Raw genomic sequence first — 26122 nt, 5'->3', positions numbered from 1 at the left:
GAAAATTTATTTCACAGATCAGCTGCAGATAGGCCGCCGACCATCATAAATACAATGCTGGGGCTTAACTGCTTTCGACGGAAACAGTGACAGCCTCTTTCATTGCGTTTTCCAGGCCGCCCCAGCGATTTTCACCAGAAAACGCATGGAAAGGAAACGCGCTATGACAACAATACAATGGATCAGACACATCAACCGACTTTGCGACCTGCGCGGTGACAGCGCCACTTCCGGTTCGTCCAGCAGGTAGATGGCGCGCTGGCCTGAGTCGAGGCGATTTTTGAACAAGGCCATGAAGGCCTCGCCGTGGCTTTGACGGTGCAGAGCCCGTCCGCCCTGGCGGTCCAGGGAGCCCACCTCGTCCAGATAGCCGGCGAGACCGAAAAAGCTCTCGGCCCGGAAGAAGAAGCCGTTGGAGACCTTGGGCAGCCAGGACAGGCGCAAGGCGCTTCCCAATGCACCCGAGCCCGCGTCCTCTGCCGGTCGGTGGTCCCGGCTGCCGCCCAGCATGGGAAAACCGGCGCAAGACGCGATCCCCTCGATCAGGGTGGATTTGCCGCTGCCGTTCTCGCCCACCAGGATGGTGATGGCTGATCCGAAATCGAGGACGAAATCATCCCCTTTGAGGAACGGCAGATGGCCGAAGGGAAAACGGCCCGCCTCCACCTTCTCGGGGAGCAGGGTGACGCGCTTGAGGAAGGGGGCGGCAAGGGTGGACGGCTTCATCCCTTCTCCTCGCATCCGTCAGGTGGATCAGGAAGGTGGAAGGGGGCGCCCTCGGTCGTTAGCAGGGTCAAGCCATCGTGATGGATCAGCCGGGCGACATTCTTGAATGCCTCTCGATATGCTTGTTCCGGTGACGCTCCGCCCTGCCAAAAACCACCACTAAACCCGGTGCACCACCACAGGCAGGCATGTACGCCATCCTTGATCTCCGGCGCACCAACATAGATGTGAAACGGTTCAAGGGAGCTATCGGCTCCCTTGGCCCTTACCTCAACGGCGTATTCATCCATGCGTTACCAATCTCCAGTATTGAGCGGCGGCATCGGGCGGCCTGCCTTGCAGGCCGCGTTCCGCTGGTTCGCAGATTCCCAGCACGGCTGACGCAAGCGCGGAATCGGAGGAAGCCTCCGGCACATATCCTCATCAAGCTCCGCCAATCTATCGCAATCCTCGTTCGATCCCCGGCCCCCGGTCGCCGGGGCAGGAATTGCCACCGCCACCGCCGCCTTTCGACCTCCGCTGCAAGATCGTGTCGAGCAGATTGGTTGCTGCCGGATTATAGGCCAATTGCTGGCCGTCATCGGACGAAGAATTGTCCGCCTGGGAGAGCTTTCTGTTTATGGTGGCAAGGCCAAGGCCGCGCAGCCGCGTGCGTATGACGGGATGGGGAATGCGGATGCCGGGCGCCAAATGCTCGCCCATCACTTGTGAGAGCCGAGCCGGCGGACCATGCCAGCTTCATCTGAAAATGTCAAGAACAAAAGAAGAACTACGTAAGCGCGTGAAAAGGGCAATTCCCCCGTTTTTCACGGGGTTGGAACATAGAATTCACGCGGCAGGCGGTCACCCAGGCCAGCAATCCCTGAAGCGGCTTTCGCTGACCACAGCATGGCCATGAGCCAAGGCGTGTACTTGGAAGAGGATGCTAAGGCTATCCATGGCAGGCCGCGAAATGATCAGGCCCCAACTGTTGCAGATCCGGCATCTCGGCCTCGCAGCGGGCATGTCCCTCCGGGCAGCGGCCGAAGAAGCGGCAAACCTGTGGAGAGGGGTCGATGGGGCTGCGCGGTTCTCCGGACAGGCGGAAGCGCAGGGGCGGGGCGCCGCGTGCCGAGGGGATGGCGGACAGCAGGGCGCGGGTATAGGGATGAGCCGGGCTGTCGAACACCCGGTCCGTTGGGCCGCTTTCCACCACCTTGCCCAGATACATCACCACCACCCGGCTGCACAGCAGCCGAACCACATTGAGATCGTGGCTGACGAAGAGATAGCTGACGTTCAGGCGCAGGCGAAGATCGTCCAGCAGCTTCAGGATCACCGCCTGAACCGAAACATCCAGCGCCGATGTGGGCTCGTCGAGGATCAGGAGGCGCGGTTCAGGGCCCAGGGCGCGGGCGATGCCGACGCGGGCCTTCTGACCGCCGGACAATTGGTGGGGAAAGCGGGTCAGCAGCGGCAGCGGCAGCCCCACCATGGAAGCCAGTTCCTCCACCCGCGCCGTGAGGCTGGCCTGGGTCCAGGGGCCTTTCAGCCGCTTCAGAGGGTCGGCGATGCAGTCGAAGGCGGTGAATCGGGGGTTGAGGCTTTCCGTCGGGTCCTGGAATACCATCTGGATCAGGCCCCGCTCGGGCGAGTGCGTGAAGCGCGCAGCCGGGATATAGCCGATCTCCTTGTCCTCGAAGCGGATGGAGCCCTCCGAGGGGTCCAGGACGCGGGTCAGCATGCGCACCAGGGTCGACTTGCCGCAGCCGGATTCACCCACCAGCCCCACCGCCTCGCCCCTTTGAACGTGCAGGCTGACATTGTCCACGGCGTGAAGGAAGGATTCCTTGCCCACGGGGAAACGGCGGCACAGATCCACGACGTCGAGAAGCGGCCTCATGCGGCATCTCCCATGATCGGGTTGCGGCAGGCGACGGTCCGGCTGGCATCGCCCTGGCGGAGCAACGGCTGGCGGTCGCAGTCCGGAGTCCGGCGTTCACAACGTTCGGCGTAGCGGCAGGGGGGCAGTTCGCCCCGAAGATCCGGCAGTGAGCCGGGTATGGGCTCCAGACCGGCGAGGCTGGTGCTTGGCCGCGGCGTGGTGGCGATCAGCCGCGCGGTATAGGGATGGCGTGGATTGGCGAACAGCTCGTCCGCCGGAGCCACCTCCACCACATGACCGGCATGCATGACCGCGATGCGATGGCAGCGTTCCGCCGCCAGGCCCAGGTCATGGGTGATCAGCAACGTGGCCATGTTGCTTTCCCGCGCCAGTTCTTCGATCAGATCCATGATCGCCGCCTGGGTGGTCACGTCCAGACCCGTGGTGGGCTCGTCGGCGATCAGCAGCTTGGGGCCGCAGGCCAGGGCCAGGGCGATCATCACCCTTTGGCACATGCCGCCCGACATCTCGAAGGGATAGGCCAGGGCGCGGCGTTCGGGATCGGGAATCCGCACCTTGGCCAGCATCTCCACGGCCTTGGCCTTGGCCTGGGCATGGGTGACGCCGCCGTGGCGCAGCAAGACGTCGGCGATCTGCCGCCCTACCGGGCGGATGGGGTTGAGCGCCGTGCGCGGGTTCTGGAAGATCATCGCCATCTCGGCGCCGCGCAGTTCGTCCAATGAGTCGCCGTCGCTGGTCAGAAGGTCCAGGCCCTCGAAGCGGATGCTGCCCCCCGTCACCGTGGCGGCGGAATCGGAGATCCCCATCACGGCAAAGGACAGGACCGACTTTCCCGATCCCGATTCACCCACCACGCCCAGGGTCTCGCCCTTGGCCAGGGACAGGCTGACATCCTCCAGGGCGCGCACCACGCCGGAGCGGGTGCGAAAGCAAAGGGAGAGGTTCTCGACGGACAGCAGCATCATGTCCTCCTGCGGGGGTCAATGATGTCGCGCAACCCATCGCCCAGCAGGTTGAAGCAGAACACCGCCGCCATCAGGGCCAGGCCGGGGAACAGGGCGACCCACCACTCGCCGGAGACGATGTAGGTGGCACCCTCGGCCACCAGGATGCCCCATTCCGGCGTGGGCGGGCGAACGCCCAAGCCGATGAACGACAGGCCGGCGGCATTCAGTATGGCGTAGCCCAGGTTCAGCGAGGCTTGCACCATCATGGGCGGCAGGATGTTGGGGAAGATCTGGAAAGCCAGGATGCGCAGATCGGAATTGCCCGACAGCCGCGCCGCTTCGACGAATCCGGCGTCCCGCCGGGCGGCTGTCTCGGCGCGGGCCATGCGGGCGTAGAAGGGCATGTTGATGATGGCCGTGGCATAGATGATGTTGCCCACGGTATTGCCCAGGGCGGCGACGATCCCCATGGCCAGCACGAACAGGGGGAAGGCCATCACCGTATCCACCACCCGGCCGATCATGCGGTCGACGCGGCCGCCGTGCCAGCCCGCCAACAGGCCCAGAAGGGAGCCGAAGGCGAAGGAGAGTGTCACCGCCGCCAGGGCGATCTGCATGTCCAGGCGGGCCGCCACCATGACGCGCGACAAGATGTCGCGGCCCAGGTGATCGGTGCCGAACCAGTGCTCGGCGCTTGGGGGGCTGAGCGCCAGATCTGTATTGCTGACCAGCGGGTCGTAGGGGGCAAGAGCGGGACCGAACAGCGCCAGCAGGATCAGCAGCGCGAAGCCCGCGAAGGCCCCGGCGGTGACCGGGTTCTCGGCCAGGACGTAGCGGATATGGCGGGTTGTCTCGCTCATCCCTCGATCCTCACGCGCGGATCGATCAGGCCGTAGAGGATGTCGATCATCAGGTTGAGGGCCACATACATCACCGCCATGGTGAGGATGAAGCCCTGAACGGGGGCATAGTCGGAGGCCACCAGCGCCTCGATGGCGTAGGAGCCGATTCCCGGCCAGGCGAACACCTTTTCCACCAACACATTGGCGCCCAGCAGGAACGAGAAGACCATGCCGAGCGTCGTCACCACCGGCAGCAGGGCGTTGCGCAGTGCATAGGTGACCAGCACGGTTCCCCGCGACAGGCCGCTGGCCCGTGCGGTGCGAATGAAGTCCGAGGACAGCACGCCGAGCATGGAGGCGCGCGTCATGCGGGCCAGGGGGGCCAGGGCGAACAGGCCCAGGGTCAGGGCTGGCAGGGCCAACTGGGCGGCGCTGGCGCGGAAGGCGGCTCCGTCTCCGGCGATCAGGGAATCGACCAGATAGAAACCGGTGATGGTGGGCGGCGCGGTGGCGAATAGGTCCAGGCGTCCCATGGGCGCGGGTGCCCAGCCCAGCAGGTAATAGAAGATGTAGACCAGCAGAAGCCCCGTGAAGAAGACTGGCAGCGACACTCCCGCCGTGCTGATCACCCGGGCCAGATGGTCGACCCAGGATCCCGGCCGGGTGGCGGCGGCGATACCCAGCGGAATGGCGATCACCAGGGCCAGCACCAGGCCGCATAGGGTCAGCTCCACCGAAGCGGGCAGGCGCTGGGCGATGTCGGCGGCGACCGGCTGGCCGGTGGTCAGCGAGGTTCCGAAATTTCCCTGGGCGAGGTCGCCCAGATAGGCGATGAACTGAACGGGAAGGGGCTTGTCCAGGCCCAGCTTGCGGCGGATTTCCTCGACCGATTCCTGGTCGGCGGCGGGACCGGCGAAATAGGCGGCGGGATCGCCCGGCAGAGCCCTGGTCAGAACGAAGGTGACGACCACCACGGCGGCGATACTGGGCAGGGCGCCCAGGATTCGTTTGGCGATCAGCAAGATGACAGGCGGCATGGGATGGCTCCCGCCAGGGGAGGCGGCCATTGGGCCGCCTCGGTTAGGGCAATCAATTCTTGGAAATGGACCGGAAGTCGATGGCCCGATGGAACCAGTAGGTGTAGCCCTGGACCTTCTTGCCCATGGCGGCGTCCAGGTAGTACTGGAACAGCGGCGCGCGCGGCACGTCGTCCCAGGCGATCTTGACGACGCCCTTCACCTGCTCCTCGTACTTGGCGCGATCGGTTTCAAAGCGCGAGGCGTCGATCAGCTTGTCCATCTCGGGATTCTGGTAGCTCATCACGTTGAACACCGCGTTCTGCCCGTGATAGCCCCAGAAGAAGTAGTAGTCGGGATAGTTCAGCCAGCCAGCGAAGGTGTCGATGAACATCGGCATGTCCTTCTTCAGCATGGCGGCCCGCCAATTGGCGCCCGGCACCTTGTTGATGGTGGCCTTGATGCCGATCTGGGCCAGGGATTCCTGGGTCAGGGTAGCCATGGGCTCGGACAGGCTGGCGACGCCCTGGTTGATGTGGATGACCGTCTCGAAGCCGTTGGGGAAACCGGCCTCGGCCAGCAGCTTCTTGGCCTTGGCGATATCGGTGTTATAGGGCGAGGGCTGCGGCCACGCGGCCTTGGACGGCTGGGCGGGGCCGCCGAACATGGGAATGGCGCGGCCGTAGACCACGGCATCCATGATCTTCTGGTAGGGCAAGGCATAGGCCACCGCCTGACGGACCTTGACGTTGTCGAAGGGCGGCTGCTTGACCCCCATGCCCGCATACCACAGCGAGTTCTCGATGGGGGCGCCCGCCACCTTGACCTTGCCGCCCTTGGCCAGTTCCTGGGCATCCTTGGGCGGCAGATCGAAGGACAGGTCCACGTCGCCCCGCTCCACCAGGGCGCGGCGATTGCCTGACGAGGGGACGTCGCGGATGACGATCTTTTTCATCTTGGGCAGGGGGCCGCTCTTCCATTCGTCGAAGCGGACCAGCACCAACTGCTCTCCCGGCTTCCAGCTTTCCACCCTGTAGGCGCCGCCGCCGGCGTCATTGTTCTTGCTCCACTCCAGGCCCCAGGGATCCTTTTCGGTGGTGTGCTTCTTGACCAGTTCGGAGTTCAGCACGATGGGAACCGGCACGCCCAGATCCGGCACGGTCAGCTTGTCCTTGCGCAGCAGCTTGATCTTGAAGGTGTGGTCGTCCAGGGCGGTGAACTGTTCGGCCTTTTCCAGCGACCCCGCCTTCATCTGGAAGGTGGGAAAGCCGCCCACCGCCACCATGCGGTCGAAGGACCACTTCACGTCCTTGGCGGTGATCGGGGTGCCGTCGTGGAACTTGGCGTCCTTGCGCAGCTTGAAGGTAATCTCGTCATCGGCGGTGAAGGCCCAGCTCTCGGCCAGTTCGGGCTTGATGTTGGAATAGTCGTAGGACAGCGTGCCGTCGGCCAGGGTCTTGGTCCCGTAGGTCAGCAGACGGTCATAGATGTTCCAGGTGACGCCGTAGCTGGCGGGATTGGCGCCGACCGCATGGATGTCCAGGCTGTTCGTCCCGGATTCCACGACGACAAGGAGGGACTCGTCCCGGCTTTGTGCCATGGCGGGCACGGAGCAAAGTGCCAAGGCCATTGCCAGTCCTGTGGTGCGCAGCAAAGCGTTCATGAACTCCCTCCTCGCGGATCAGATCGGGGCGGCGGGCCGCCTGCATGTATGCAAGGTAGAGGCAATCTCCGTGCCAGCAGCGATATCCTGATTTATTCTTTGGAAAACGGTGGTTTTGCGTCCGTCGGAATGGGGTGGGGCTAGCTAGCCCCCTGCCTATAAACTAAGCTGCTCCTTGACGATTTTTCGTGTGGACGGCCGAGGGAGGGGGGCTCAAGCGCATCAAAAATAACCAAAAGCCAGGATGTGATTAAAAAATGTGCGAAAATGATCAATAATCCAGCTAATGCATGCATATGTGGCGGTCAGTCGTGCTGAAGGCGTGGATTTTGGGGTTCGGCGCGCTATTTGCATGCATGCGTGCATGCACAACTTCCGCCGAAGGATCGCTGCCATGACCCTGTCGCTCTCTTCCAGCCTGGATTTCGCCTCCCTTGCCGCCGGCTATGCGTCGGGGTCCTTCACCCCATCCCAGGTGGTGGCGCAGGTCCTGGCGCGGATCAAGGCCGCCGGTGACGATAAGGTATGGATCGCCAAGAGCGATGAGGCGAGCCTGCTGCGGCGCGCGGTCGAACTAGAGGCGGTTCCAGAGGCCCGGCGCGCGGAACTGCCTCTGTACGGCATTCCGTTCGCGGTGAAGGACAATATCGATGTGGGCGGAATGCCCACCACCGCTGGCTGTCCCGATTATGCATACACGGCCGAAGCCGATGCCGAGACCGTTCGCCGCCTACTGACCGCCGGAGCGATCCTGGTGGGAAAGACCAACATGGACCAGTTCGCCACCGGCCTGGTGGGGGTGCGATCGCCCTACGGCGTGGCCCGCAACCCCTTTAATGCCGACTACATTCCCGGCGGGTCCAGTTCGGGTTCGGCGGTGGCGGTGTCCGCTGGCCTTGTGTCCTTTTCGCTGGGCACCGACACCGCTGGCTCGGGGCGGGTGCCAGCGGGCTTCAACAACATCGTCGGCCTGAAGCCCACCAAGGGGCTGGTCAGTGCCCGCGGCGTGGTTCCGGCCTGCCGCTCGCTGGATTGCGTCTCGGTCTTCACCCTGACCGTGGAGGACAGCATGAGCGTCCTGGAGGTGCTGGCCGGATACGATCCCGGCGACGCTTTCAGCCGCCATGCTCCGGTGATGCCACCTGCCCCGGCCAGGGGGCGGCGCATGGGGGTGCCGGCCTCCGGCCAGTTGCGGTTCTTCGGCGACGACGCGGCGCAGCAGAGCTATGTCCAGGCGGTCGGGCGGGCGCGCGACCTGGGCTGGCAGGTGGTCGAGATCGATTTCGCCCCCTTCGCCGAGGTGGCCGATCTGCTCTATTCCGGCCCCTGGGTGGCCGAGCGCACGGCGGCGGTGGGCGACTTCATCGCCGCCCATCCATCCGCCGCCCTGGATGTGACGCGTGGTATCATTATGGGCGGAGTCCAGAAGAGTGCCGTGGACGCCTTCCGCGCCACCTACCGTCTGGAGGAATTGCGGGCCAAGGCCGCGGCGCAGTGGACCCTGATGGACCTGATGCTGCTGCCCACCAGCGGCACCATCTACACCATCGATCAGGTGATGGCCGATCCCGTGGCCACCAACACCAATCTCGGGGCCTACACCAACTTCGTGAACCTGCTGGACCTGTGCGCCATCGCCATTCCTTCGGCCATGCGGCCGGATGGCCTGCCCTGTGGCGTCACCCTGATGGCCCCCGCCTTCGCCGAGGCCATGGCGGCCGATGCGGCCAGCGCCCTGCATCGGCAGTCGGGCCTGCCCATGGGCAGCACCCGGCTGCCGCCTCCCGCCCGTCCCATGGAATATGGCCGCGGCGGGCTGGCGCGGATGCTGGTTGTGGGTGGGCATCTGAGCGGCCAGCCCCTGAACGGGCAGTTGACCGGCCTGGGAGGCAGGCTGGTGGAAAGCTGCCGGACCGCCCCGGTCTATGGGTTCTACGCCCTGCCCGGCACGCCTCGGCGCCCGGGATTGGTGCGTCTCGCGGATGGGGCAGGTGCCTCCATCGAGGGCGAAATCTGGGAGATGACGCCGGACGCGTTCGGTCGGTTCGTCGCCACCATTCCGGCGCCTTTGGGGATCGGTCAGGTGGATCTGGACGACGGGCGCACGGTCAGCGGCTTTCTGTGCGAGGCCTGCGCAGTCCAAGGGGCGAGGGAGATCTCGGCCTTCGGCGGCTGGCGGGCCTTTATCGCCTCGGAAGGCGGTTGAGCAGATCGGCCGAGGCGTCGCCCACCGCCGATACGTGGGCGCGCATGGTGTGGTAGGCGGTTTCTCCATCGCCTCGCAGGATGGCGCGGACCACGGCATCGTGCTCGGCCCAGGAATGCTCGACCCGCCCGGTCATGCGGAACTGGGCGCGGCGGAAGGGCCTCAGCCGCTGGCGCATGGCCCGGGCGGTCTCCTCCAGGAAGCCGTTGTGGCAACCGGCATAAAGCGCCGAATGGAATTCGGTGTTGAACTGGTCGTAGAGACCGGGATCGGCATCCGCCACCAGCGTGGCGGCGCCGGAATGGAGCTCGGCTAGCGCGCGCTTCTCGTCCTCGCTCATCCGCAGGGCGCAAAAGCGGGCGCAGGCCGCCTCGATCTCGCCCATGGTCTCGAACATTTCGGCCATGCGTTCCTGGGTGATGACCGCCACCACTGCGCCTTTGCGCGGGCGTTCCTGAACCAGCCCGGTGGAAGCCAACAGGCGTAAGGCTTCCCGCACCGGGGTCCGGGAGACACCAAAGCGCGCGGCCAGTTCCTGTTCGTCCAGGTGAAGGCCCGGCGCCAGCCGTCCATCCAGAATCTCGTCCGCCAACTGACGGCGCAGATCTTCTGTGCGGGTACCCTTGTTGGTGGGGCGGTTCATGGGCGCATTCCGTGGGGGCCTGTATGCATGTGCCGCTATTATCGGGAGGCGCCCTGCGGGCGGCAACGAAATTTGCCGATGCATTGCATGCACGGCCGTTGAAGCAATCCCCTCGCGGTATGTCCACTTTAAGGTTTGACCATATCCATTGTTCGTTCGCGGGGCAAGGAACCCAACCGTCAATAACTTGCCATCCAACTCCACATGGCGAAGTGCGTCAGCGGGCTGGACCCGCCGCCCCAGACTGCGCCACCCTCGAAATCGGACGGTGACCGCGTCCAGCGGTTTCAAGGGCTTGGCGATAGGATCGCGTGATTCCTACTCCCCTAGCCAATCTCTTACTAGAAATCACCACAGTTGTAGTCAGCTTCGCCATGCCTCTCGGGATGGTGCTTGTGCGGCTGTCCCGATTTCGGATCGGGCCCCGTGGTTGTTCCTGCGCGGTAACAATGAGGTGCAAAAAAATTCTCATAATAATAATATGTCTATTCTAGGATTCCCCTTCCGCTCTGCTCCTCCTCGTTCTGACTGGGTGTTGTTTCATGCAGCAAATCCTATCGCGGTTTTCGCTCAAGGTTCAGATCGGCTCGCTGGTCGCCCTGGCGGGTCTGGTGTTGCTGATATTGCTGAGTGTTCTTCTCGTGGGGCAGGCCGCGTCGGATGGGGCCGGCGCCATCGCCGCCAAGGAGGAGGCTGTGGGCGATCAGGCGGAGGCGCTGGACAAGGCCTTGGCCGCGGCGCGGCGTCGGGAAAAGGATTTCCTGCTGCGCAAGGACGCCAAATACGTGGCCGAGCATGCCGGGCTCATGCGTGAGGCCGGGGCCGCCTTGGATGCCACGGTCAAGGCCATGGGCGATGGCGATTCGCGCCGGCCGCGGGCCGAGCCCATCCGCAAGGGGATCGCGTCCTATGCCGAGGCCTTCCGGGCGGTTTCGGACGGCATGGTCCGGGTCGGCCTGACGGAAAAGGACGGACTGACCGGAGGGCTGCGCAGTTCGGTCCACGATATCGAGACGGCGCTCAAGGCTCATGACGATCTGCGCCTGACCGTCCTGATGCTGATGATGCGTCGCCACGAGAAGGATTTTCTCGCCCGCATCGACACGAAATATGTGAAAGAACTGGACCAGAGGGTCGCCGAGTTCCAGAAGGCTTTGGCCAGTGCCGAGATCGGAGCGCAGGAACGGTCCGTCATTCTCGATCTGCTGGGGCGCTATCAGCGGGACTTTAAGGCCGTCGCCGATGGGCTGATGGTCGTCCAGGCCAATATCCAGACGCTGAGCGACACCTACGCCGCCGTCCAGCCTGCCATCCAGTCCCTGGTCGCCGATGCACACAAGGACATGGTGGCGGCCAGGGAGGAGTCCCAGCGCATCGACCAAAGGGCTACCCAGACCCAGACCACAGTCATGCTGGTCGGCTTTGCCGCCATGCTGGTCATCGGCACCCTTATCGCCCGATCGGTCTATACCCCCATCAACGCCATGACCGATGTGACTTCGCGCATGGCCGGAGGCGATCTTACCGTCACCATTCCCGGCCTGGGGCGCCGCGATGAAATCGGCAAGATGGCCGAGGCGGTCGAGGTGTTCCGCGAGACCGCCTTGAAGGCGCGGCAACTGGCCTCGCGCCAGACCGCCGAGGAGCGTCGCAACCGCCGCAAGCTGCAAAGCCAGATGCTGGCCCTGACCTCGGCCATTGAGGAGCAGGTGAGCGCTGCCATCAGTGTGGTGGTGGACGAGGCCGAGACCATGAACAACACCACCAACACCATGTCGGGACTGGTGGAGGAATGCCGCCACGGCTCGCAAAGCGCCGCCGGGGCGGCCGAGGCCGCCAATTCCAGCGTCGACGCCGTCGCCGCCGCCGCCGAGGAACTGTCGGCATCGGTTCAGGAGATCAGCCGCCAGGTGGCGACTTCCAGCCAGGTGGCGGGCGAGGCCGAGGCCGAGGCCGACAAGGTCGACCACATCATCCAGGGCTTGGCCGAGGCGGCCCGCAATGTGGGAGCCGTGGTCAATCTGATCACCGATATCGCGTCTCAGACCAATCTGCTGGCGCTTAACGCCACCATCGAGGCGGCCCGCGCCGGTGAGGCGGGAAAAGGGTTTGCCGTGGTGGCCAACGAGGTCAAGAACCTCGCCAACCAGACCGGCCGTGCCACCGAGGAGATCAGCCAACAGATTTCCTCCATCCAGCAAGCGACCAGCGAGGCGGTGGGGGCCATCCAGGGAATCGGCAGCACGATCGGGCGCATCAACGAGATCAGTTCCTCCATCGCCGCGGCGGTGGAGGAACAATCGGCCGCCACCCACGAAATCGCCCGCTCGGCCCAGTCGGCGGCGCGGGGAACCCAGGAGGCGGCGAGCGAGATCGCCACGGTGGCCAATGCCATCGAGGAATCGGGGCGCTGCTCGGCCGAGGTGCATCAATCCTCGCAATCCATGCAGGGGAGCATTCACACCATGAAGAGCTCCATCGACGGCATCATCCACGCCAATTCCGACGCCAACCGCCGCAACACCGAACGCCACACCGTCAATCTGGCGGTGGTTCTGACCCTCAATGGCCAGACCGTTCCTTGCCTGTTGCAAGATATCGCCCGCATCGGCGCCGGTATCCTGGACCGTGTCCTAGACGTTCCGCGCGGGACCGAATTCACGGCCGAGATCCCCAAACTCGGGACCTGGAGCGGTGTGGTCGTGGCGTTGACCGATCACAATACCCATGCTCATTTTGAGTTGGACGAGAGCCAGTCCGAGCAATTGGACGCGTTCCTCGGCAGCCGTGTGCGCGCGGCATCCTGATTGGTTTTTCTTGAGGGGCTTCAACGATGAAATACGAGCTTTCCGATGCCGGCGGCCAACGTGTTCTGGTGCTGCGCGACCAGTTGACCGATGCCGATCGGGCGGTCATGGAGACGGTGATTCCCCAACTTCTGGCCGGGGGCGTCAAGACGGTCTGCGTTGATCTGGAACGCCTGGACTACATGGATTCGGCCGGTCTGGGCATGCTGCTGACCATGCGGGACCGGGCGGGCAAGGCCGGAGTTCAGATCCGCCTGTCCAAGCCGCGAGGCGATGTGAAGGATCTCTTGGCCCTGGCCTGCTTCGACACCCTCTTTACCATCGACCCCTGACATGGCAGATGCCCCGGCCGTATCCAGGGGCCAGACCCGGATTCTGATCGTCGAGGACGAGCGGCTGAACCGCCTTTTGCTGGAAACCGCATTGGACCATGGCGGCTATGCCTGGGTCAGCGCGGAGGACGGTCAAGCAGGCTGGGAAATTCTCGTTGCCGATCCGGCGGGGTTTGATCTGATTCTGCTGGATTGGCGCATGCCGCGCATGAGCGGGATGGAGCTTCTGGTCAAGATCAAGGCGGATGAGCGGCTCCGCGACCTGCCGGTGGTGATGCAGACCGCCTATGCCGAACCCGAAGACGTGGTCAAGGGCATCAAGGCCGGTGTGTCCTACTATCTGGCCAAGCCCTTGAACCTTCAGGTTCTGATGTCGGTGGTGGCCCAGGCGGTGCGGGAGTATGAGGCGCTGCGTCGGCTTCAAGGCGATCTCGACCGCCAGACCTCGGCCATGACCCTGATGGAGCGTGGTGTATTTAGCTTCCGCAGCCTGGATGAAGGCAACATGCTGGCGGTGGCTTTGGCCCGTTGCTGCGCTGGCAGCCGCAGTCTGGTGATTGGTCTGTCGGAGATGTTCTGCAACGCGGTCGAGCATGGCAATCTGGGCATCGACTACGCGGAAAAATCTCGCCTGCTAAGCGAAGGGGGGCGCGACGCCGAGATCGCCCGCCGTATGGCCCTGCCGCCATATGCCGAGCGCCAGGTTACGGTGGAGGTGGAAAGGCTGGAGGGACGGATCCGCTTTACCATCCGCGACCAAGGCGACGGGTTCGACTGGCGCAAATATCTGGACATCGATCCGGCCCGCGCCTTTTCGTCCCACGGACGGGGCATCGCCATGGCGCGGCATCTGTATTTCGACGATGTGGTCTATGTGGGCCGGGGCAATGAAGTGGTTTGCACCGTATTGGCGCCGGGGGGCATTGCGGCGGGGCCCGAGGCGGTGACCCAGGACAAGGATACGGCTTCCTCGGACGATCTGGCCCGGGCCCGCGCCATGCAGACCAGCCTGTTGCCGTCTGAGGCGGTCCTGGCCGACATCAGACAGCGAACGGGATTCCACGTCAGCGGTCTGTTCCAGCCGTCGGGCGAGATCGGGGGCGATATCTGGGGCGCTGCCGCGCTCGATGAGAATCGCGTTGTCCTCTATCTGGCTGATTGTTCGGGGCATGGGGTGGCGGCGGCCTTGGACACTTTTCGTCTCGATACCCTTATCCGGCATCAGGACGAGGATTGGGACGATCCGGGCAAGTTCCTGACACGGCTGAACGGCAAATTGTCGCGCATCATGCCGACGGGTCATTACTGCACCATGGTCTACGGCGTTCTGGACAAGCGAAACGCCCGGTTCACCTATGCCGCGGCGGCCTTTCCCAAACCCCTGGCCGTGGATCCGTCCAGCCGCCGGACCTGGGACGGCGACGGCAGGGGCCTGCCCTTGGGCGTCAGCGGCGACGCCGTTTATGGCAATCGGGTCATGGATGTTCCGCCCGGCGCCCTGCTGTTCCTCCATTCGGACGCGCTTTCCGAAGCCCGGCTGGCCGACGGCAGGCCCATCGGCTGTTCGGGAGTAAGCCTCGGCCTGGCCGAGGCGGCGGGCACGGGGACCTGTCCGCCCGATGCCTCCTCGCTGGTGAACGCCATCTTGGCGCGATCAGACCAACCCCCCGCCATCCGCGACGACCTGACGGCGGTTTGCTGCTTTTATCCGGGGCCGTGAGAGGTTCAGTCCGTGGGCAGGGCGTAAGCGGAACCGGCCAGAAGGGCGGGAATCCGCTCGATTACCGCGGCCAATGCCGCCACGGGTTCGGCCAGGGGGGCCTGGGCGCGGACCGCGGCTTCCACCGTTTCGGCCGCCTGACGGACGGCGCTCAGCCCCAGGCTGGAGGCGGCGCCCTTGACGGCGTGGGCCTCGCGCCGCACCACGTCGCGATCGTCTTGGGTCAGGGCGGCAAGGCAATTGGCCTTGCGGCTCGTGGCGTCCTCGAAGAACTTGGCCAGGATTTCCACCACGGTCTCGACGCCGAGATCCTCGGTCAGCAGGTCAAGGACGGCGATATCCACGGCGGGCTGCGTCGGTGTCTCGGAAGGGGCGGAAGAAGCGGCGGGAAGCGTGCCGGAATAATGCGCCAAGACGTCCATAAGCTTCTGCCGGTCAATGGGTTTGCTGATATAGGAGTCCATGCCTGCATCCAGGCACATCTTGTCGTCGCCGCGCATGGCGTTGGCGGTCATGGCCACGATGGGAATCCGCGACGGCGGACCGCTCAAGGCGCGAATGGCATTGGTGGCCTGCAAGCCGTCCATCTCGGGCATCTGCACGTCCATCAGCACCAGATCATAAGGCCGTGCGCGCACCGCCTCGACGGCTTCGGCGCCATCGGCGGCCACGTCCACCGAATGGCCCAGTTTGCGCAGCAATCCCACGGCCACCTGCTGATTGACCGGATTGTCCTCGGCCACCAGGATTCTGAGGCGCACCCCGGTCTGCTGGGGAGCGGCCGGTTCGGATTCCGCGCTGTCGGGCAAGGCGGCGTCATGGGCGATCCCCAAGACGCGGGCCAGAATGCCCAGGATGGTCTGGCGGCGCAGCGGCTTGTGGATGAAGGCATCGGCACTGGCCGGACTGTCACCGGCGGCAAGGCCTTGGGACGAGGCGATGACCAGTTTGAGGCCGCCTAAAGCAGGCTCGTTGCGGATCAGCCCAGCCAGATCCATTCCCGAAATCCCAGGCATGCGGGCATCGAGAATGGCCGCTTCCCATGGCTCTTGCGTCGCCGCCGCCCGGCGGATCTCCTCCAGGGCGGAGGTGGCGTCGGGGCAGGATACGGCATGAATGCCAAAGCCCCGCAACTGCCGCTCCAGCACATCGCGGTTGATGGGGCTGTCATCGACCACCAGGACCCGCCGTCCTTCCAGGCACGGACGGCTGGCCGGAGCCCCTTCGACCACCTCGAAGGGGAGGGAGAAGGTGAACAGGCTTCCGACACCGGGCGTGCTTTCCACGCCGATGGTTCCGCCCATCATCTCGGTCAGCCTCTTGCTGATGGCCAGTCCCAATCCGGTCCCGCCATAGCGCCGGGCGGTGGAGGCGTCCACCTGCATGAACATGGAGAACAGGCGGCCAATGGCATCCTCGGGGATCCCGATGCCGGTGTCTCTGACATCGAAGCGCACCAGCTTGCGGCCCGATGGCCCGTCCTCGCCCCCGACCTCGATGGCGATGCCGCCCTTGGTGGTGAATTTGATGGCGTTTCCGGCCAGGTTCATCAGGATCTGGCGCAGCCGTCCGGGGTCGCCGCGCAGCCAGGTGGGCAGGTCGGGGTCGATCAGGCTGGCGATCTCGATGCTCTTGGCATGGGCGCGGGGCGCCAGGATGTCGACGACGCTTTCGACCAGGGAGGTCAGATCGAAATCGGTGCTTTCCAGGTCGAGCTTGCCCGCCTCCAGCTTGGAGAAATCGAGGATATCGTTGATGACGGTCAGCAACGACTCGGCGGAATCTCTGATGGTGGTCGAGAAGTGGCGCTGCTCCTCGTCCAGTTTGGTATCCAGCAGCAGGCCGGTCATGCCGATGACCCCATTCATGGGGGTGCGGATTTCGTGGCTCATCGTGGCCAGGAAGGCGGCTTTTGCCCGGTTGGCGCGCTCTGCCACCTTCTGGGCCTGCCGGGCGGTGTCCATGGCCGCCTCGCGGTTGTCCAGCAGGCGCGCGATCCACAGGGTCAGTCCCAGAAGAAGGAGGGACAGACCGCCCGCGCCGCCCCCCAGCAGCAGGGCCTTGCGCCGCCAATCGGCCAGAATCAGTTCCTCGGTGGCCGTCACGATCACCGCCAGGGGATAGCCCGCGACGGACCTGGGGGCGACGATGCGCAGGCGCCGGTCGGCCTGGTCCACCAGTCGGGGCTCGTCGGTGATGAAGGTCTCGACGCCGTCCTTCAAGGCCTGGATGCCGGGCTGGGACAGCACCTTGCCCATGGCTTCCTCGCGCTCGGGCATGCGGGCCAGCAGGCCGCCGTCATCGCGATAGAGCGAGATGGCGCTGAAGTCGCTGAAATTGACGGCTCTGTAGTATTCGCTGAGGAACGAGCTTTCGATTCCGGTCAGCACGAGGCCGATGGTGTGGCCCTTGCTGTTCTTGATCTTGCGGGTGAGGTAGAAGGTCCACCGCCCGGTTCCCCGATTCTTCGCGGGAAGGCTGAGAAAGAACTTGAGGTCCGGGTCGGCGAAATGGGCCTTGAAATAGTCGCGGTCCGCCAGATTGATGGGGGGCGGCGGATAGGACCGGGTGAAGTTCACCACATCGCCATTGTTCGCCACCACCGTGGCCACGTCGATCTGGGGGACGCCGCTGACCTTGTCTCTCAGGGCGTCGAAGGTGGCCCGGCTGCCCAGCATGCGGCGCAGATCGTCCTCGGACTCGATGCCCAGTTCCAAGACACGGTCGGCGATGGACTTCTGCACCAGATCGGCGGCGTTGATGGTTTGGCGGGCATGCTCGGCCAGCAGGCGCGACAGATTGGACAGATTGGCCCGCCATTCGCCGATGCTTTGCTGGCGCTGCACATAGACCGTCGCCGCCGTCACGGCCAGCAGCAACGCGATGAACACCCCCCCGACGACCAGCACAAGCTGGCCGGCTTTCTTGCCGGATGTGGAGTTGGTTTCGGAACCAGGGTTCATCTGTGACCTAACGCATAGCCCATTATGATTGGATCATGACCATATAGCATCACCCTATGAACCGATTTCCAGACCAATGTTAATGAATTTGCGAAGTGGTCCTGGATCATTTCAAGATGAAGGCGCCATAGACCACGACGGAGCGGCGCGGAATATCGGCACAGTACAGGGCCTTGTGCACCGGGCCGTCGGGCCCGGAATCCGTGGTCAGCATGGTTTGTATTTCTCCATGCGTCTGTCTTGCCGCCGAGATGAGGCCCATCATGAAATTGGTGGCGGCGCCATCGTTGAACGACGCCACGTTGCGGCCTTCCAGGTCACGGCTGTCGGGGGCGATCAGCCATTTTCCCTTATAATCCATGACGGTGACGGTATAGGGACCGCAGGAGAAGCCGCCGTCACGGGCCTCGAGGACGCCTTTCGCCGCCTCCACGCCCAGGCGGCTGATGGTCTCGACGGCCCGTTGAACGGCACGGCGCCCCACCTCTTGGGTGCAGGTCTGGGCCCAGGCCGGTGCCGTCACAATGACAGCGCCGAGGCAAAGGGCCGCCGCAAGGCGTATTAGCCTCATCACTGCACCATGTCGTTATCGATCATGACGGCGTAGCACGGCTTTTTGCTGTGAGCGGCGCAGAATTCGGTGGCTTCCTCCACCGCCTGATCGGCATCCTTGCGGCCGGTTCGCCAGCCGAACGCGCCCGAAGACGACATGACGAAGGCCTTGTGAGTCGCCCCATCCAGATATTTGACGAAGGCGTCGCGGCCGTTTTCCGTAAGCCCCTTGGGATAGGTGATGGCGGAGGTGTCGCGGGGCGGCAGGGGACGCTCGAACTGGGTCAGCCCCCGGCTGGCCAGAAAGGTCTCCACATAGGGCGTCCACAGGGGCGCGCCACTGGCGGAAAACAGGAAGTGGCCGTCGGTGCCGAAATCGGGGGCGCCGACGAATTGCGCCTGTCCGCCCGCTTCGGTGAACGCCGTGTGGAAACGCAGCGACAGGGATGGGCCGAAGAAATGGTCGTTCCGGGTATAGACCCACATCATGGGAATGCGTGATGTGCGGCCAAAGGTCCGGAAGGCATCCACAAGACGGGATTCAGTGCAGACGCTGTCGGGCTTGTTGGAGCCGCGCCCGCCGGCAAAGCTGATGGCCGCCACCAGGCCGGGCGGCGGATCGGCGGTCAGGGCCACCGTGGAGAATCCGCCCGCCGACTGACCCACCGCCACCACCTTGGACCCGTCCACATAGGGCCGTTTGGCCATCTGAAGGATGGTCTGGCGGATATCCTCGGCGGCGATGCGGCCGGATTTCACATAATCAGGGTTGTCGCAAGGGCCCGAGCTTTCCGCGTATTCACCCTGGGATTCGCCATAGCCGCGGCGCATCACCGCCACCACCACCCATCCGCGCCGGGCGAATTCACGGGCATTGGCGATGTTGTTGCGGGCCCGCATGCCCTCGCGGTCGGCGGGCTTGCGCGGGGCTCCGTGGCTGAGTACCACCAGGGGATGCTTGCGGCCGTCATCGGGCCGGACCACCAGGGCTTCCAATCCCAGGACCTCGCCGTTGAAGGTCGCCTGGATGGTGGTGTCCTCCTCGATCAGCCCGGTCGCCTGGGCGGGAAGGGAAAACAGCAGGAGGAGGGAAAGCAGGCAGAGCAAACGACCCATGATCACGGCCTTTCAGTGGTGCTCTTCGGCAATGCGGATGCTTCGGCAGCGGCGAACAGACGTTCCTCGATCAGATCCATGGGATCGTGCTCGGAAAACTCGTCGCCATTGGCCAGCAGGATGACGATGCGGTCCTGTTCGGGATAGTACCAGGCCTCGGCGGCGAATCCGCCGAAGCGGCCGCTATGGCCGTAGCGATATCCCAGATCCGTGTCGATCACCTGCAGCCCCAGACCATAACCTTCGCCGTCGCTGCGGCCCCGCTCCATACTCATGGCGGCCACCATGCGGTCGGGCAGCACGCGGGGGGGCTTTGGGCGGAACAGGCTGGCCATCAGCCGTTCCAGATCGCGGGCGGTGGTGGTCAGGGGGGCGTCGCCCAGCCGCGACGACCACGCCACCAGCCCGGCAGGGCGATGGGCGGTCTCCTCCGGCTTTCGGCGATGGCCGTGGGCCAGCAGCGGGTCGGATGTGTCGACCTTGACGGCGCTGTCGGACATGCCGAGAGGGGTGAGAATGCGCCGCCCTAAGATCTCGGCCAGATCGCCCCCATCCTGCTTTTCCAGGATATAGCCCAGGAGAATGTAATTGGAGTTGGAATAGGCGAACTGCCCCGGTTGGGTGGCGGCGCGGCAGCGGCCCATCCGCAGGGCCTCCGATGCGGTCCAGGTCATGGACGGATGCTCGGGCAGGGAAAAGGGGCCGTTGCGCAGGCAGTCGGGAATGCCGGATGTGTGGGACAGCAGCGCCGCAATATCGGCGTCCTCCACATGGGTCAGGCGCTGGGCCTCCTGAGCGTCGAGAAAGGGACGGACGGGGGCGGTGAGGGACAGCCGCCCTTCCTCCACCAATTGCATGGTGGCCACCGCCGTCAGAATCTTGCCCACCGAGGCCACATGAAAGCGCGTCGCCTCGGTTACGGGACGGCGCGTCGCCAGATCGGCCATGCCGTTGGTGGCGATCTCGATCCCTTGAGGACCCGAGACCAGCAGGACGGCGCCAGGTAAGTGAAAGCGCGCGGCGACCTCGGCCAAGGTCGCGTCCAGGGGGGCCGCACAGGCGGGCGCCGTTCCCCAGAACAGCCACACCGCCAAAGCCATGCGCAACAGGCTCATGATCCCCTTCCGTCCGGCCATACGGTAAATTTCAACAATTCCAGGACGGTAGCAGCCGGACCGGGGCTTGTCATCCTCTGCAGATGGTGACTTTCGGGCCGCGGGTGCATTAGGATGCCGCCGAAATTGGAGAACTCAGCAATGAATAGTGGTTTGAAGTGCCCCGAATGTAGTTCCGAGAACGTCTATCACGATGGCAGCCTGTGGGTTTGCCCCGACTGCGCCCATGAATGGAATCCCGAGACCGCCGATGGATCGTCCGGGGCCGACGAATCCGGTGTGCGCGACGCCAACGGCAATCTGCTCAGCGATGGCGACAGCGTCACGGTGATCAAGGATCTGAAGGTCAAGGGCTCGTCCCTGGTGGTCAAGGGCGGAACCAAGGTCAAGGGCATCCGCCTGGTGGATGCCACCGACGGCCACAATATCTCGTGCAAGATCGACGGCATCGGCGCCATGAACCTGAAGTCGGAATTCGTGAAGAAGGCCTGAGCCAGGCCGGAACGGGGCGGCCCCGGCCGCCCCGTTCCTCAAGGGCTCTATCCCGTGAGGCCCAGCCACCGCCAATAGGTGGCGCTCATCACCAAAATCATGATGTAGGCGATGATCGTGATGGGAATGCCGGTACGGATAAAGTCCTTCGACTCGAATGTTTCCGTACAATAAACCACCATGTTCTGAGGCGCGTTCACCGGCAGGATGAAGCCGAAGCTCACCACGTATTGGGCGATCATGGTCAGCCCCACCACGTTGATTCCCGGCGTCTTGATGCTTTGCAGGACCGAGATGATGATGGGGATCATGGCCGCCGCCAGGCCGGTGGCGCTGGCGAATCCCAGATGCACGATGATCAGGAACAGGGCCAGCACGGCGATGATGCCAAGTGCGGGGAAGTTCTCCATCCCGAACGTGGCCACGATGTATTTGGCCATCCAGGCGGCGGCGCCGGTATCGAGCAGACACTGACCCAGGCTGATCCCCACGCCGAACAGGATCAGGGTTCCCCAGCCGATGCGGGCCTGGGCGTCTTTCCAGTCCATGACCCCGATGCGCGGAACCAGCATCAGGGTGATGGCCACCATGGTGGTGGTCGAGGTGTCGAAATTATGCAGCACCTTCTCGGTGGTCCAAAAGCCGAGCAGGATCAGCGAAATGCTCAGAAGCTTTTTCTCGCCCGTACTCATGGGGCCCAGTTCGGCCAGCTTGGCGGCGATGGTCGCCTTGCCGCCCTCGATCTCATCCACTTCGGGCGGCAACAGCTTCATCAGCACAAAATACAAAATGACCGACATGACGGCCGAGAAGGGGGCCGCCGCGATGAACCATTCCAGCCAGCTGATGGTGTAGTGCAGTTGCTTCTCGATGAAGGTCACGGCGATCATGTTCTGCGCGGCGGCCGTCTTGATGCCCACATTCCACAAGGAATCGGCCTGGGCCGTGGCGATCATCAGCACGGCGGCGAAGCGCGAGCGCTTGTCCACCCCGAAGGCCACGATGATGCCCATGACGATGGGAACCATGCACGACACGCGGGCGGTCGTGGATGGCACCAGGAAGCTGAGCGCGAAGCCGGTGAAGATCACGCCAGCCAGGACCCGGCCGGTACGCGCTCCCAGGCGCGACAGGATCACCAGGGCGATGCGCTTGTCCAATCCGGTGATCATCATGGCTGCCGAGATGAACATGGCGCCCGCCACCAGGGCGAAGGCCGTGTTGGAAAAGCCCGACAGAGCCATGCCCAGCGCCTTGCTCGACCCCATCAGCTTGGTGGGGTCGCCCAGGGCTGGCCCTAGTCCCAGGGCCAGGGCGATCAACGAGACGATCACGGCGGCGCTGACCGCATAGGGAACGGCCTCGGTCATCCAGATGATGACGGCGAAGACCATGATGGCCAACATGCGCAGTCCCGCCGCCTGCAAACCGTCGGGCAGGGGCAGCAGGATGATCCCGACCAGGGCGGCCAATGCCACGCCAAGCCCCAATATCTCGGTCCGTCCTGACACGCCCTCGAAAGGACTGAGTGCTTTTTTCTCTGCCATGAGTTTGTCCCCCGGATAAGGATGACCCAAAGACGCCCCATACCCACAAGTCAATTGCGGGTAATCAACTATCCGCCTTTACGGGAATGGTTCCAAACGGGAAATGGGGGGTATGCGAAAGGCGACATCCATGGGAAGGGGGGGGCGCAGCCAGGGTTTGACGCGGGCCTGAATTCTCTTTTTCCTCTTCCGGCCTGCCCCTAAGCTTGCTGCCGTGACTGGGCGGGCGAGGACGACCTGAAAATGATGGATACGGTTCCGCTGGCTGTCCTGGGAAGAGGCTTTTGGAAGCTGAATCTGATCGTGTCGCCGCTCAGCCTGCTCTTGGTGCTCTATCTCGGCGTCATGTCGGGGGGCGGCCCGAATTCGACCGGGGCCCTGGACAGCCTCTTGATCGCCGGGGCGTTCATTTTCCTGACCCCCGCGGGTCTGGTGGCGGCCCATATTCTGGGAGCGAAGATCGTCGATGCGGTTCTCCGTATCGTCCCGCTGGCCCGTGCCGAGGTGAGCTGGATCGGGCTGGCGGCTTCGGGCATCCTGGTCGTCGTGGCGGGAAACGTCCTCGTCGATGACCTCTACCAGTTCAGGCATGGGAATTATGGAATTTCCATCATCGCCCTTTGCCTCGACCTCGGCGGCGTGGCCGCTGTTGTCCTGACCGGCGGCGGCAAGCTGCCCGGTCTCCGGGGGAAGAGCGAAGGGGGATGAGGAGACGTTGTCCGGTCGTCCTCAAGCCCGGCCAAAGGCCATTCCGGCCCGGCAAAGTCTGCGCCACATCATGCCACGGGAATCCTGACCGTGAAGACGGCGCCCTCTCCAGGGGTGCCGCCGACCAGAATCTGGCCGCCATGTTTGTTGACCACCACGTCATAGCAGATGGCCAGTCCCTGGCCGGTCCCTTTTCCCACCTCCTTGGTGGTGAAGAACGGATCGAAGATGTGAGGGGCGATGTCGTCGGAAATGCCGGTGCCGGTGTCCGAGATGCGGATTTCGGCCCAGTCACCGGATAACCGGGTCTCGACGGAGATAGTTCCCGGCCGCGGCTTGCCCGAACTCTCGATGGCGTGGGCGGCGTTGACGATCAGGTTCAAGAAGACCTGATTCATCTCGCCCGGGTGGCAGTTGACCAGGGGCAGGGCCGAATCGAATCGGGTCTCTACACCAGCCACATGTTTCCAGGTATTGCGGCAGACCACCAGGGTGGTGTCCAGCGCGTGGTTGATATCGACCGCCGATTTCTGGGTGGTGCCCGGATGGGAGAATTCCTTCATGGACAAGACGATGCGCGCCACCTGGGCCACGCCTTCCAGGGATTGGGCCACGGCCTGTGGTGTTTCCTCGATGAGAAAGTCCAGGCCCGCCGCGTCGTAACGGTCGAGAAAGGCTCGGCCCTGATCGGCGCTATCGCCGCCCGAGGCGATATTTTTAGCCAGGCTGCGCGCCTCGCCCAGCAGGGGAACCACCGTCTCGGCGGCCGATTTGATGAAGGCGAGATTGTCGCCGATATACTGGATCGGCGTATTGATCTCGTGGGCGATGCCCGCCGCCAACTGGCCGACGCTGGCCATGCGCGACGCCTGAAGCGTCTCGACCTGGGCCTGTTTCAGCGCTTCGGTGCGTTCCTCCACCAGCCGTTCCAACTGGGCGTGCTGGTTGGCCAGTTCCAGTTGGGCCTGGCGGGCGCGCTCTTCCGCCCGCGCCTCGCGGGTCACGTCCGCGCCGATGCCGCGATAGCCGATGAACAGACCGTTCTCGTCGTAGAAGGGCATGCCGCTGATGCGGACGATCTTCTCGTCCTTGGCGTCCGCGGGTCCGATATGGAAGAGCAGGTCGCGGAACGGGCGATGCGCGGCCAGATCCTCGGCATGGGTGCGGGCCAGATCCGTATCGTAATCCGACAGGCCCACGTCAAAATAGGTGTAGCCGAGAATGGCCGAAGGCTTGACGCCGAGGATGGCGCCGATGCGGTCGGACACGAAGGTCAGGCGGTAATCGGTATCGGTCTCCCAGAACCAGTCCGATGCCGATTCGGCCAGATCGCGGAAGCGCCCCTCGCTTTCGGTCAGGGCGGCTTCACGGTGCGCCACCGCGTTGCGCATGGACTCGAAAGCGCGGACCAGATTGCCGACCTCGTCGGCCGAGGGAAGCGGCAGGACCACGTCGTAGCGTCCCCTGGACAGGAGTTCGCTGGCCTCGGCCAAACGCCTTAGGGGGGATATCACCGTGCGGGTCTGGACCGTCACCACCGCCAGGGTCCCCAGGATCAGGATCAGTATGACCGCCAGTTCCAAGCGATAGACTACCGCCAGGGCCGGAGCCACCAGGGTGTCCAGGTCGACCTCCACGCCCAGTTCGCCCAACGGGCGGCCCGCGGCGCTGACCTGGGCGGACAGCCGTAACAAATTTGCTGGCTCGGACTCTGACGGAAGCAGGGGGTAAAGGCGAAGCCCCATCGGGGTGGCCAAGACCAAGGACCGCCACCAGGGATGGTGTCCTTCGGCCTCGACCATGGTCTCGTGGATTTTGGCAAGGTCGCTGGCCTGCATATCGGGCGCGATGGCCAGGGCCAGCAGGCCGAGGGCCCGCTGTTCGCCGTTGATCCGCTCGGTCAGCAGAGTCCTTTTCAGCGTGTCGAAGGCGACGAAGTGCAAGGCGGCCAAAACGCAAGCCGCCAGCAACAGCAGAGGGACGAGGAGTTTTGTTCGGATGCTCATTGTTCGACGTAAAACGCCTCCAGACCGAGGTTGCGCAGGGTATCGTATTCGTCGTTATGGGCGGGGCCGATGGTCTTGATGGGAATTCCCGCCAGCAAGGCGTCCCCCTGGGCCGTCGCCCCCAGGGCGATCAGGGACTGCTGGACCTTGGCCGCCATGTCGGCCGGAACACGGGGATGGGCCGCCAGAGGGTGGGGGGTATAGCGTTCGGTCTCGTATACGATTTTCAGGCCGTCACGGATTTCGGGCCTTTGCTGTTCGAATGTCGCCCGAATTCCCCCGGCTGCATCGGCCTGGCCGAGCAGGACGTTGAGATAGGCCGAATCGTGGGATTTGACATAGAGTTCGGTGATCTTGATCCCTAGCTTTCGGGCGAATTCGGCGCGGGGAATGAGGGCGGCGCCCATGGCATTGGGAGCGGGAAACGCCACCTTGCGGCCATCGAGCATCCGCACATCGGTCAGTGCCGAATCCTTGCGCACCACCACGATGCCCGAGAGTTTCGCCTCCACGTCGCGGACCAGGGCTTGATAGCCCTGCCGCTGATGGGCGACCACGTAGTGGTAGGGGTTCATATAGGCGAAGTCGTAGGCACCGACGTTCAGCCCCTTCTCGAAGACCGGGATGGCGGTCTCGGTCACCAGGATGAACCGGGCCCCGGTGGTTGTTTGCAGGTGGTCGAGGATGGGGCGCCAGACCGCCTCGATTCGCCGCAAATCGAATTGCGGCACCACCGCCAGGGTGTAAACGGTCGGTTCGTCCGCTTCCGCCCGCCAATTCCAGCCCAACAGGGCCAGCATCGCCAGGATGATCCTTGCAAATATCCGATCCATGGG

General features: G+C 64.2%; 22 protein-coding genes. 6 read left to right on the top strand and 16 right to left on the bottom strand.

What is annotated here, in order from left to right; all coding sequences use genetic code 11:
* Positions 1-99: 99 nt before the first annotated feature.
* The 8 genes from CCC_RS13315 to CCC_RS13290 all read right to left on the bottom strand — a co-directional run bounded on the left by CCC_RS13315 (position 100) and on the right by CCC_RS13290 (position 7079).
* A complete protein-coding gene (locus CCC_RS13315) occupies positions 100-726 on the bottom strand; it encodes an AAA family ATPase (protein WP_009869066.1) in 627 nt (208 codons plus the stop codon).
* Complete coding sequence (locus CCC_RS21765) at positions 723-1016, bottom strand: hypothetical protein (RefSeq protein ID WP_082036618.1); 294 nt, start codon at positions 1014-1016, stop codon at positions 723-725. The genes CCC_RS13315 and CCC_RS21765 overlap by 4 nt, the downstream gene beginning before the upstream one ends.
* Positions 1017-1164: 148 nt before the next feature.
* Positions 1165-1428 carry a hypothetical protein gene (locus CCC_RS22185; protein WP_152619775.1) on the bottom strand — a complete coding sequence of 88 codons (264 nt, stop codon included), beginning with the start codon at positions 1426-1428 and terminating at the stop codon, positions 1165-1167.
* A 229-nt stretch (positions 1429-1657) separates the two neighbouring features.
* The gene (locus CCC_RS13310; RefSeq protein ID WP_041041827.1) at positions 1658-2608 is read right to left on the bottom strand and encodes an oligopeptide/dipeptide ABC transporter ATP-binding protein; all 951 of its coding nucleotides are present in this window, start codon (positions 2606-2608) and stop codon (positions 1658-1660) included.
* Positions 2605-3576 carry an ABC transporter ATP-binding protein gene (locus CCC_RS13305; protein ID WP_041041825.1) on the bottom strand — a complete coding sequence of 324 codons (972 nt, stop codon included), beginning with the start codon at positions 3574-3576 and terminating at the stop codon, positions 2605-2607. Before CCC_RS13305 ends, CCC_RS13310 begins: the two co-directional genes overlap by 4 nt.
* On the bottom strand, positions 3573-4418 hold the full coding sequence (locus CCC_RS13300) for an ABC transporter permease (protein WP_009869069.1): 846 nt from the start codon (positions 4416-4418) through the stop codon (positions 3573-3575). Before CCC_RS13300 ends, CCC_RS13305 begins: the two co-directional genes overlap by 4 nt.
* Complete coding sequence (locus CCC_RS13295; RefSeq protein ID WP_009869070.1) at positions 4415-5437, bottom strand: ABC transporter permease; 1023 nt, start codon at positions 5435-5437, stop codon at positions 4415-4417. The genes CCC_RS13300 and CCC_RS13295 overlap by 4 nt, the downstream gene beginning before the upstream one ends.
* Positions 5438-5489: 52 nt before the next feature.
* Positions 5490-7079: an ABC transporter substrate-binding protein gene (locus CCC_RS13290; RefSeq protein WP_041041823.1), complete on the bottom strand. Its 1590-nt coding sequence runs from the start codon at positions 7077-7079 to the stop codon at positions 5490-5492.
* A 394-nt stretch (positions 7080-7473) separates the two neighbouring features.
* On the opposite strand from CCC_RS13290, the gene atzF reads away from it, so the two are divergent.
* Positions 7474-9285: an allophanate hydrolase gene (atzF, locus tag CCC_RS13285; RefSeq protein WP_009869072.1), complete on the top strand. Its 1812-nt coding sequence runs from the start codon at positions 7474-7476 to the stop codon at positions 9283-9285.
* On the opposite strand, the gene CCC_RS13280 is transcribed toward atzF, so the two are convergent.
* A complete protein-coding gene (locus CCC_RS13280; RefSeq protein WP_009869073.1) occupies positions 9263-9928 on the bottom strand; it encodes a GntR family transcriptional regulator in 666 nt (221 codons plus the stop codon). The genes atzF and CCC_RS13280 overlap by 23 nt on opposite strands.
* A gap of 542 nt (positions 9929-10470) precedes the next feature.
* On the opposite strand from CCC_RS13280, the gene CCC_RS13275 reads away from it, so the two are divergent.
* From CCC_RS13275 to CCC_RS21265, 3 genes are read left to right on the top strand one after another with little or no spacing between them, the layout of a single operon-like run.
* Positions 10471-12735 (top strand): methyl-accepting chemotaxis protein, encoded by a 2265-nt coding sequence (locus CCC_RS13275; RefSeq protein ID WP_009869074.1) that lies wholly within the window; start codon positions 10471-10473, stop codon positions 12733-12735.
* 26 nt (positions 12736-12761) lie between these two features.
* A complete protein-coding gene (locus CCC_RS21270; protein ID WP_009869075.1) occupies positions 12762-13067 on the top strand; it encodes an STAS domain-containing protein in 306 nt (101 codons plus the stop codon).
* Between the two features lies 1 nt (position 13068).
* Positions 13069-14787: a SpoIIE family protein phosphatase gene (locus CCC_RS21265; RefSeq protein ID WP_009869076.1), complete on the top strand. Its 1719-nt coding sequence runs from the start codon at positions 13069-13071 to the stop codon at positions 14785-14787.
* A gap of 5 nt (positions 14788-14792) precedes the next feature.
* Here the strand turns inward: CCC_RS21265 and CCC_RS13260 are convergent, their stop codons facing one another.
* From CCC_RS13260 to CCC_RS13245, 4 genes are all read right to left on the bottom strand, one after another.
* The gene (locus CCC_RS13260; protein WP_052473221.1) at positions 14793-17750 is read right to left on the bottom strand and encodes a hybrid sensor histidine kinase/response regulator; all 2958 of its coding nucleotides are present in this window, start codon (positions 17748-17750) and stop codon (positions 14793-14795) included.
* Between the two features lie 106 nt (positions 17751-17856).
* Entirely contained in the window at positions 17857-18273 is a 417-nt protein-coding gene (locus CCC_RS13255; RefSeq protein ID WP_009870004.1) for a cache domain-containing protein, read from the bottom strand.
* A 47-nt stretch (positions 18274-18320) separates the two neighbouring features.
* Positions 18321-19418: an alpha/beta hydrolase family protein gene (locus CCC_RS13250; protein WP_041041819.1), complete on the bottom strand. Its 1098-nt coding sequence runs from the start codon at positions 19416-19418 to the stop codon at positions 18321-18323.
* Between the two features lie 2 nt (positions 19419-19420).
* Complete coding sequence (locus CCC_RS13245) at positions 19421-20533, bottom strand: serine hydrolase domain-containing protein (RefSeq protein WP_160295534.1); 1113 nt, start codon at positions 20531-20533, stop codon at positions 19421-19423.
* A 141-nt stretch (positions 20534-20674) separates the two neighbouring features.
* Here CCC_RS13245 and CCC_RS13240 point away from each other — a divergent pair, with 141 nt between their 5' ends.
* Positions 20675-21025 (top strand): zinc ribbon domain-containing protein YjdM, encoded by a 351-nt coding sequence (locus tag CCC_RS13240; protein WP_041041816.1) that lies wholly within the window; start codon positions 20675-20677, stop codon positions 21023-21025.
* 47 nt (positions 21026-21072) lie between these two features.
* Here CCC_RS13240 and CCC_RS13235 read toward each other — a convergent pair whose 3' ends face one another.
* Positions 21073-22572 (bottom strand): DASS family sodium-coupled anion symporter, encoded by a 1500-nt coding sequence (locus tag CCC_RS13235; protein WP_052473219.1) that lies wholly within the window; start codon positions 22570-22572, stop codon positions 21073-21075.
* 243 nt (positions 22573-22815) lie between these two features.
* Here CCC_RS13235 and CCC_RS13230 point away from each other — a divergent pair, with 243 nt between their 5' ends.
* The gene (locus tag CCC_RS13230; RefSeq protein ID WP_009870009.1) at positions 22816-23280 is read left to right on the top strand and encodes a hypothetical protein; all 465 of its coding nucleotides are present in this window, start codon (positions 22816-22818) and stop codon (positions 23278-23280) included.
* 68 nt (positions 23281-23348) lie between these two features.
* Here the strand turns inward: CCC_RS13230 and CCC_RS21260 are convergent, their stop codons facing one another.
* Positions 23349-25286 carry an ATP-binding protein gene (locus CCC_RS21260; RefSeq protein WP_152619774.1) on the bottom strand — a complete coding sequence of 646 codons (1938 nt, stop codon included), beginning with the start codon at positions 25284-25286 and terminating at the stop codon, positions 23349-23351.
* A complete protein-coding gene (locus CCC_RS13220; RefSeq protein WP_041041814.1) occupies positions 25283-26119 on the bottom strand; it encodes a phosphate/phosphite/phosphonate ABC transporter substrate-binding protein in 837 nt (278 codons plus the stop codon). The genes CCC_RS21260 and CCC_RS13220 overlap by 4 nt, the downstream gene beginning before the upstream one ends.
* Positions 26120-26122: the final 3 nt, after the last annotated feature.

The organism is Paramagnetospirillum magnetotacticum MS-1, from assembly GCF_000829825.1.
GTDB classification, from domain to species: Bacteria; Pseudomonadota; Alphaproteobacteria; order Rhodospirillales; family Magnetospirillaceae; genus Phaeospirillum; species Phaeospirillum magnetotacticum.
Note: the sequence above shows the minus strand (reverse complement) of the source record. Positions and strands in the feature narration are given on the sequence as shown.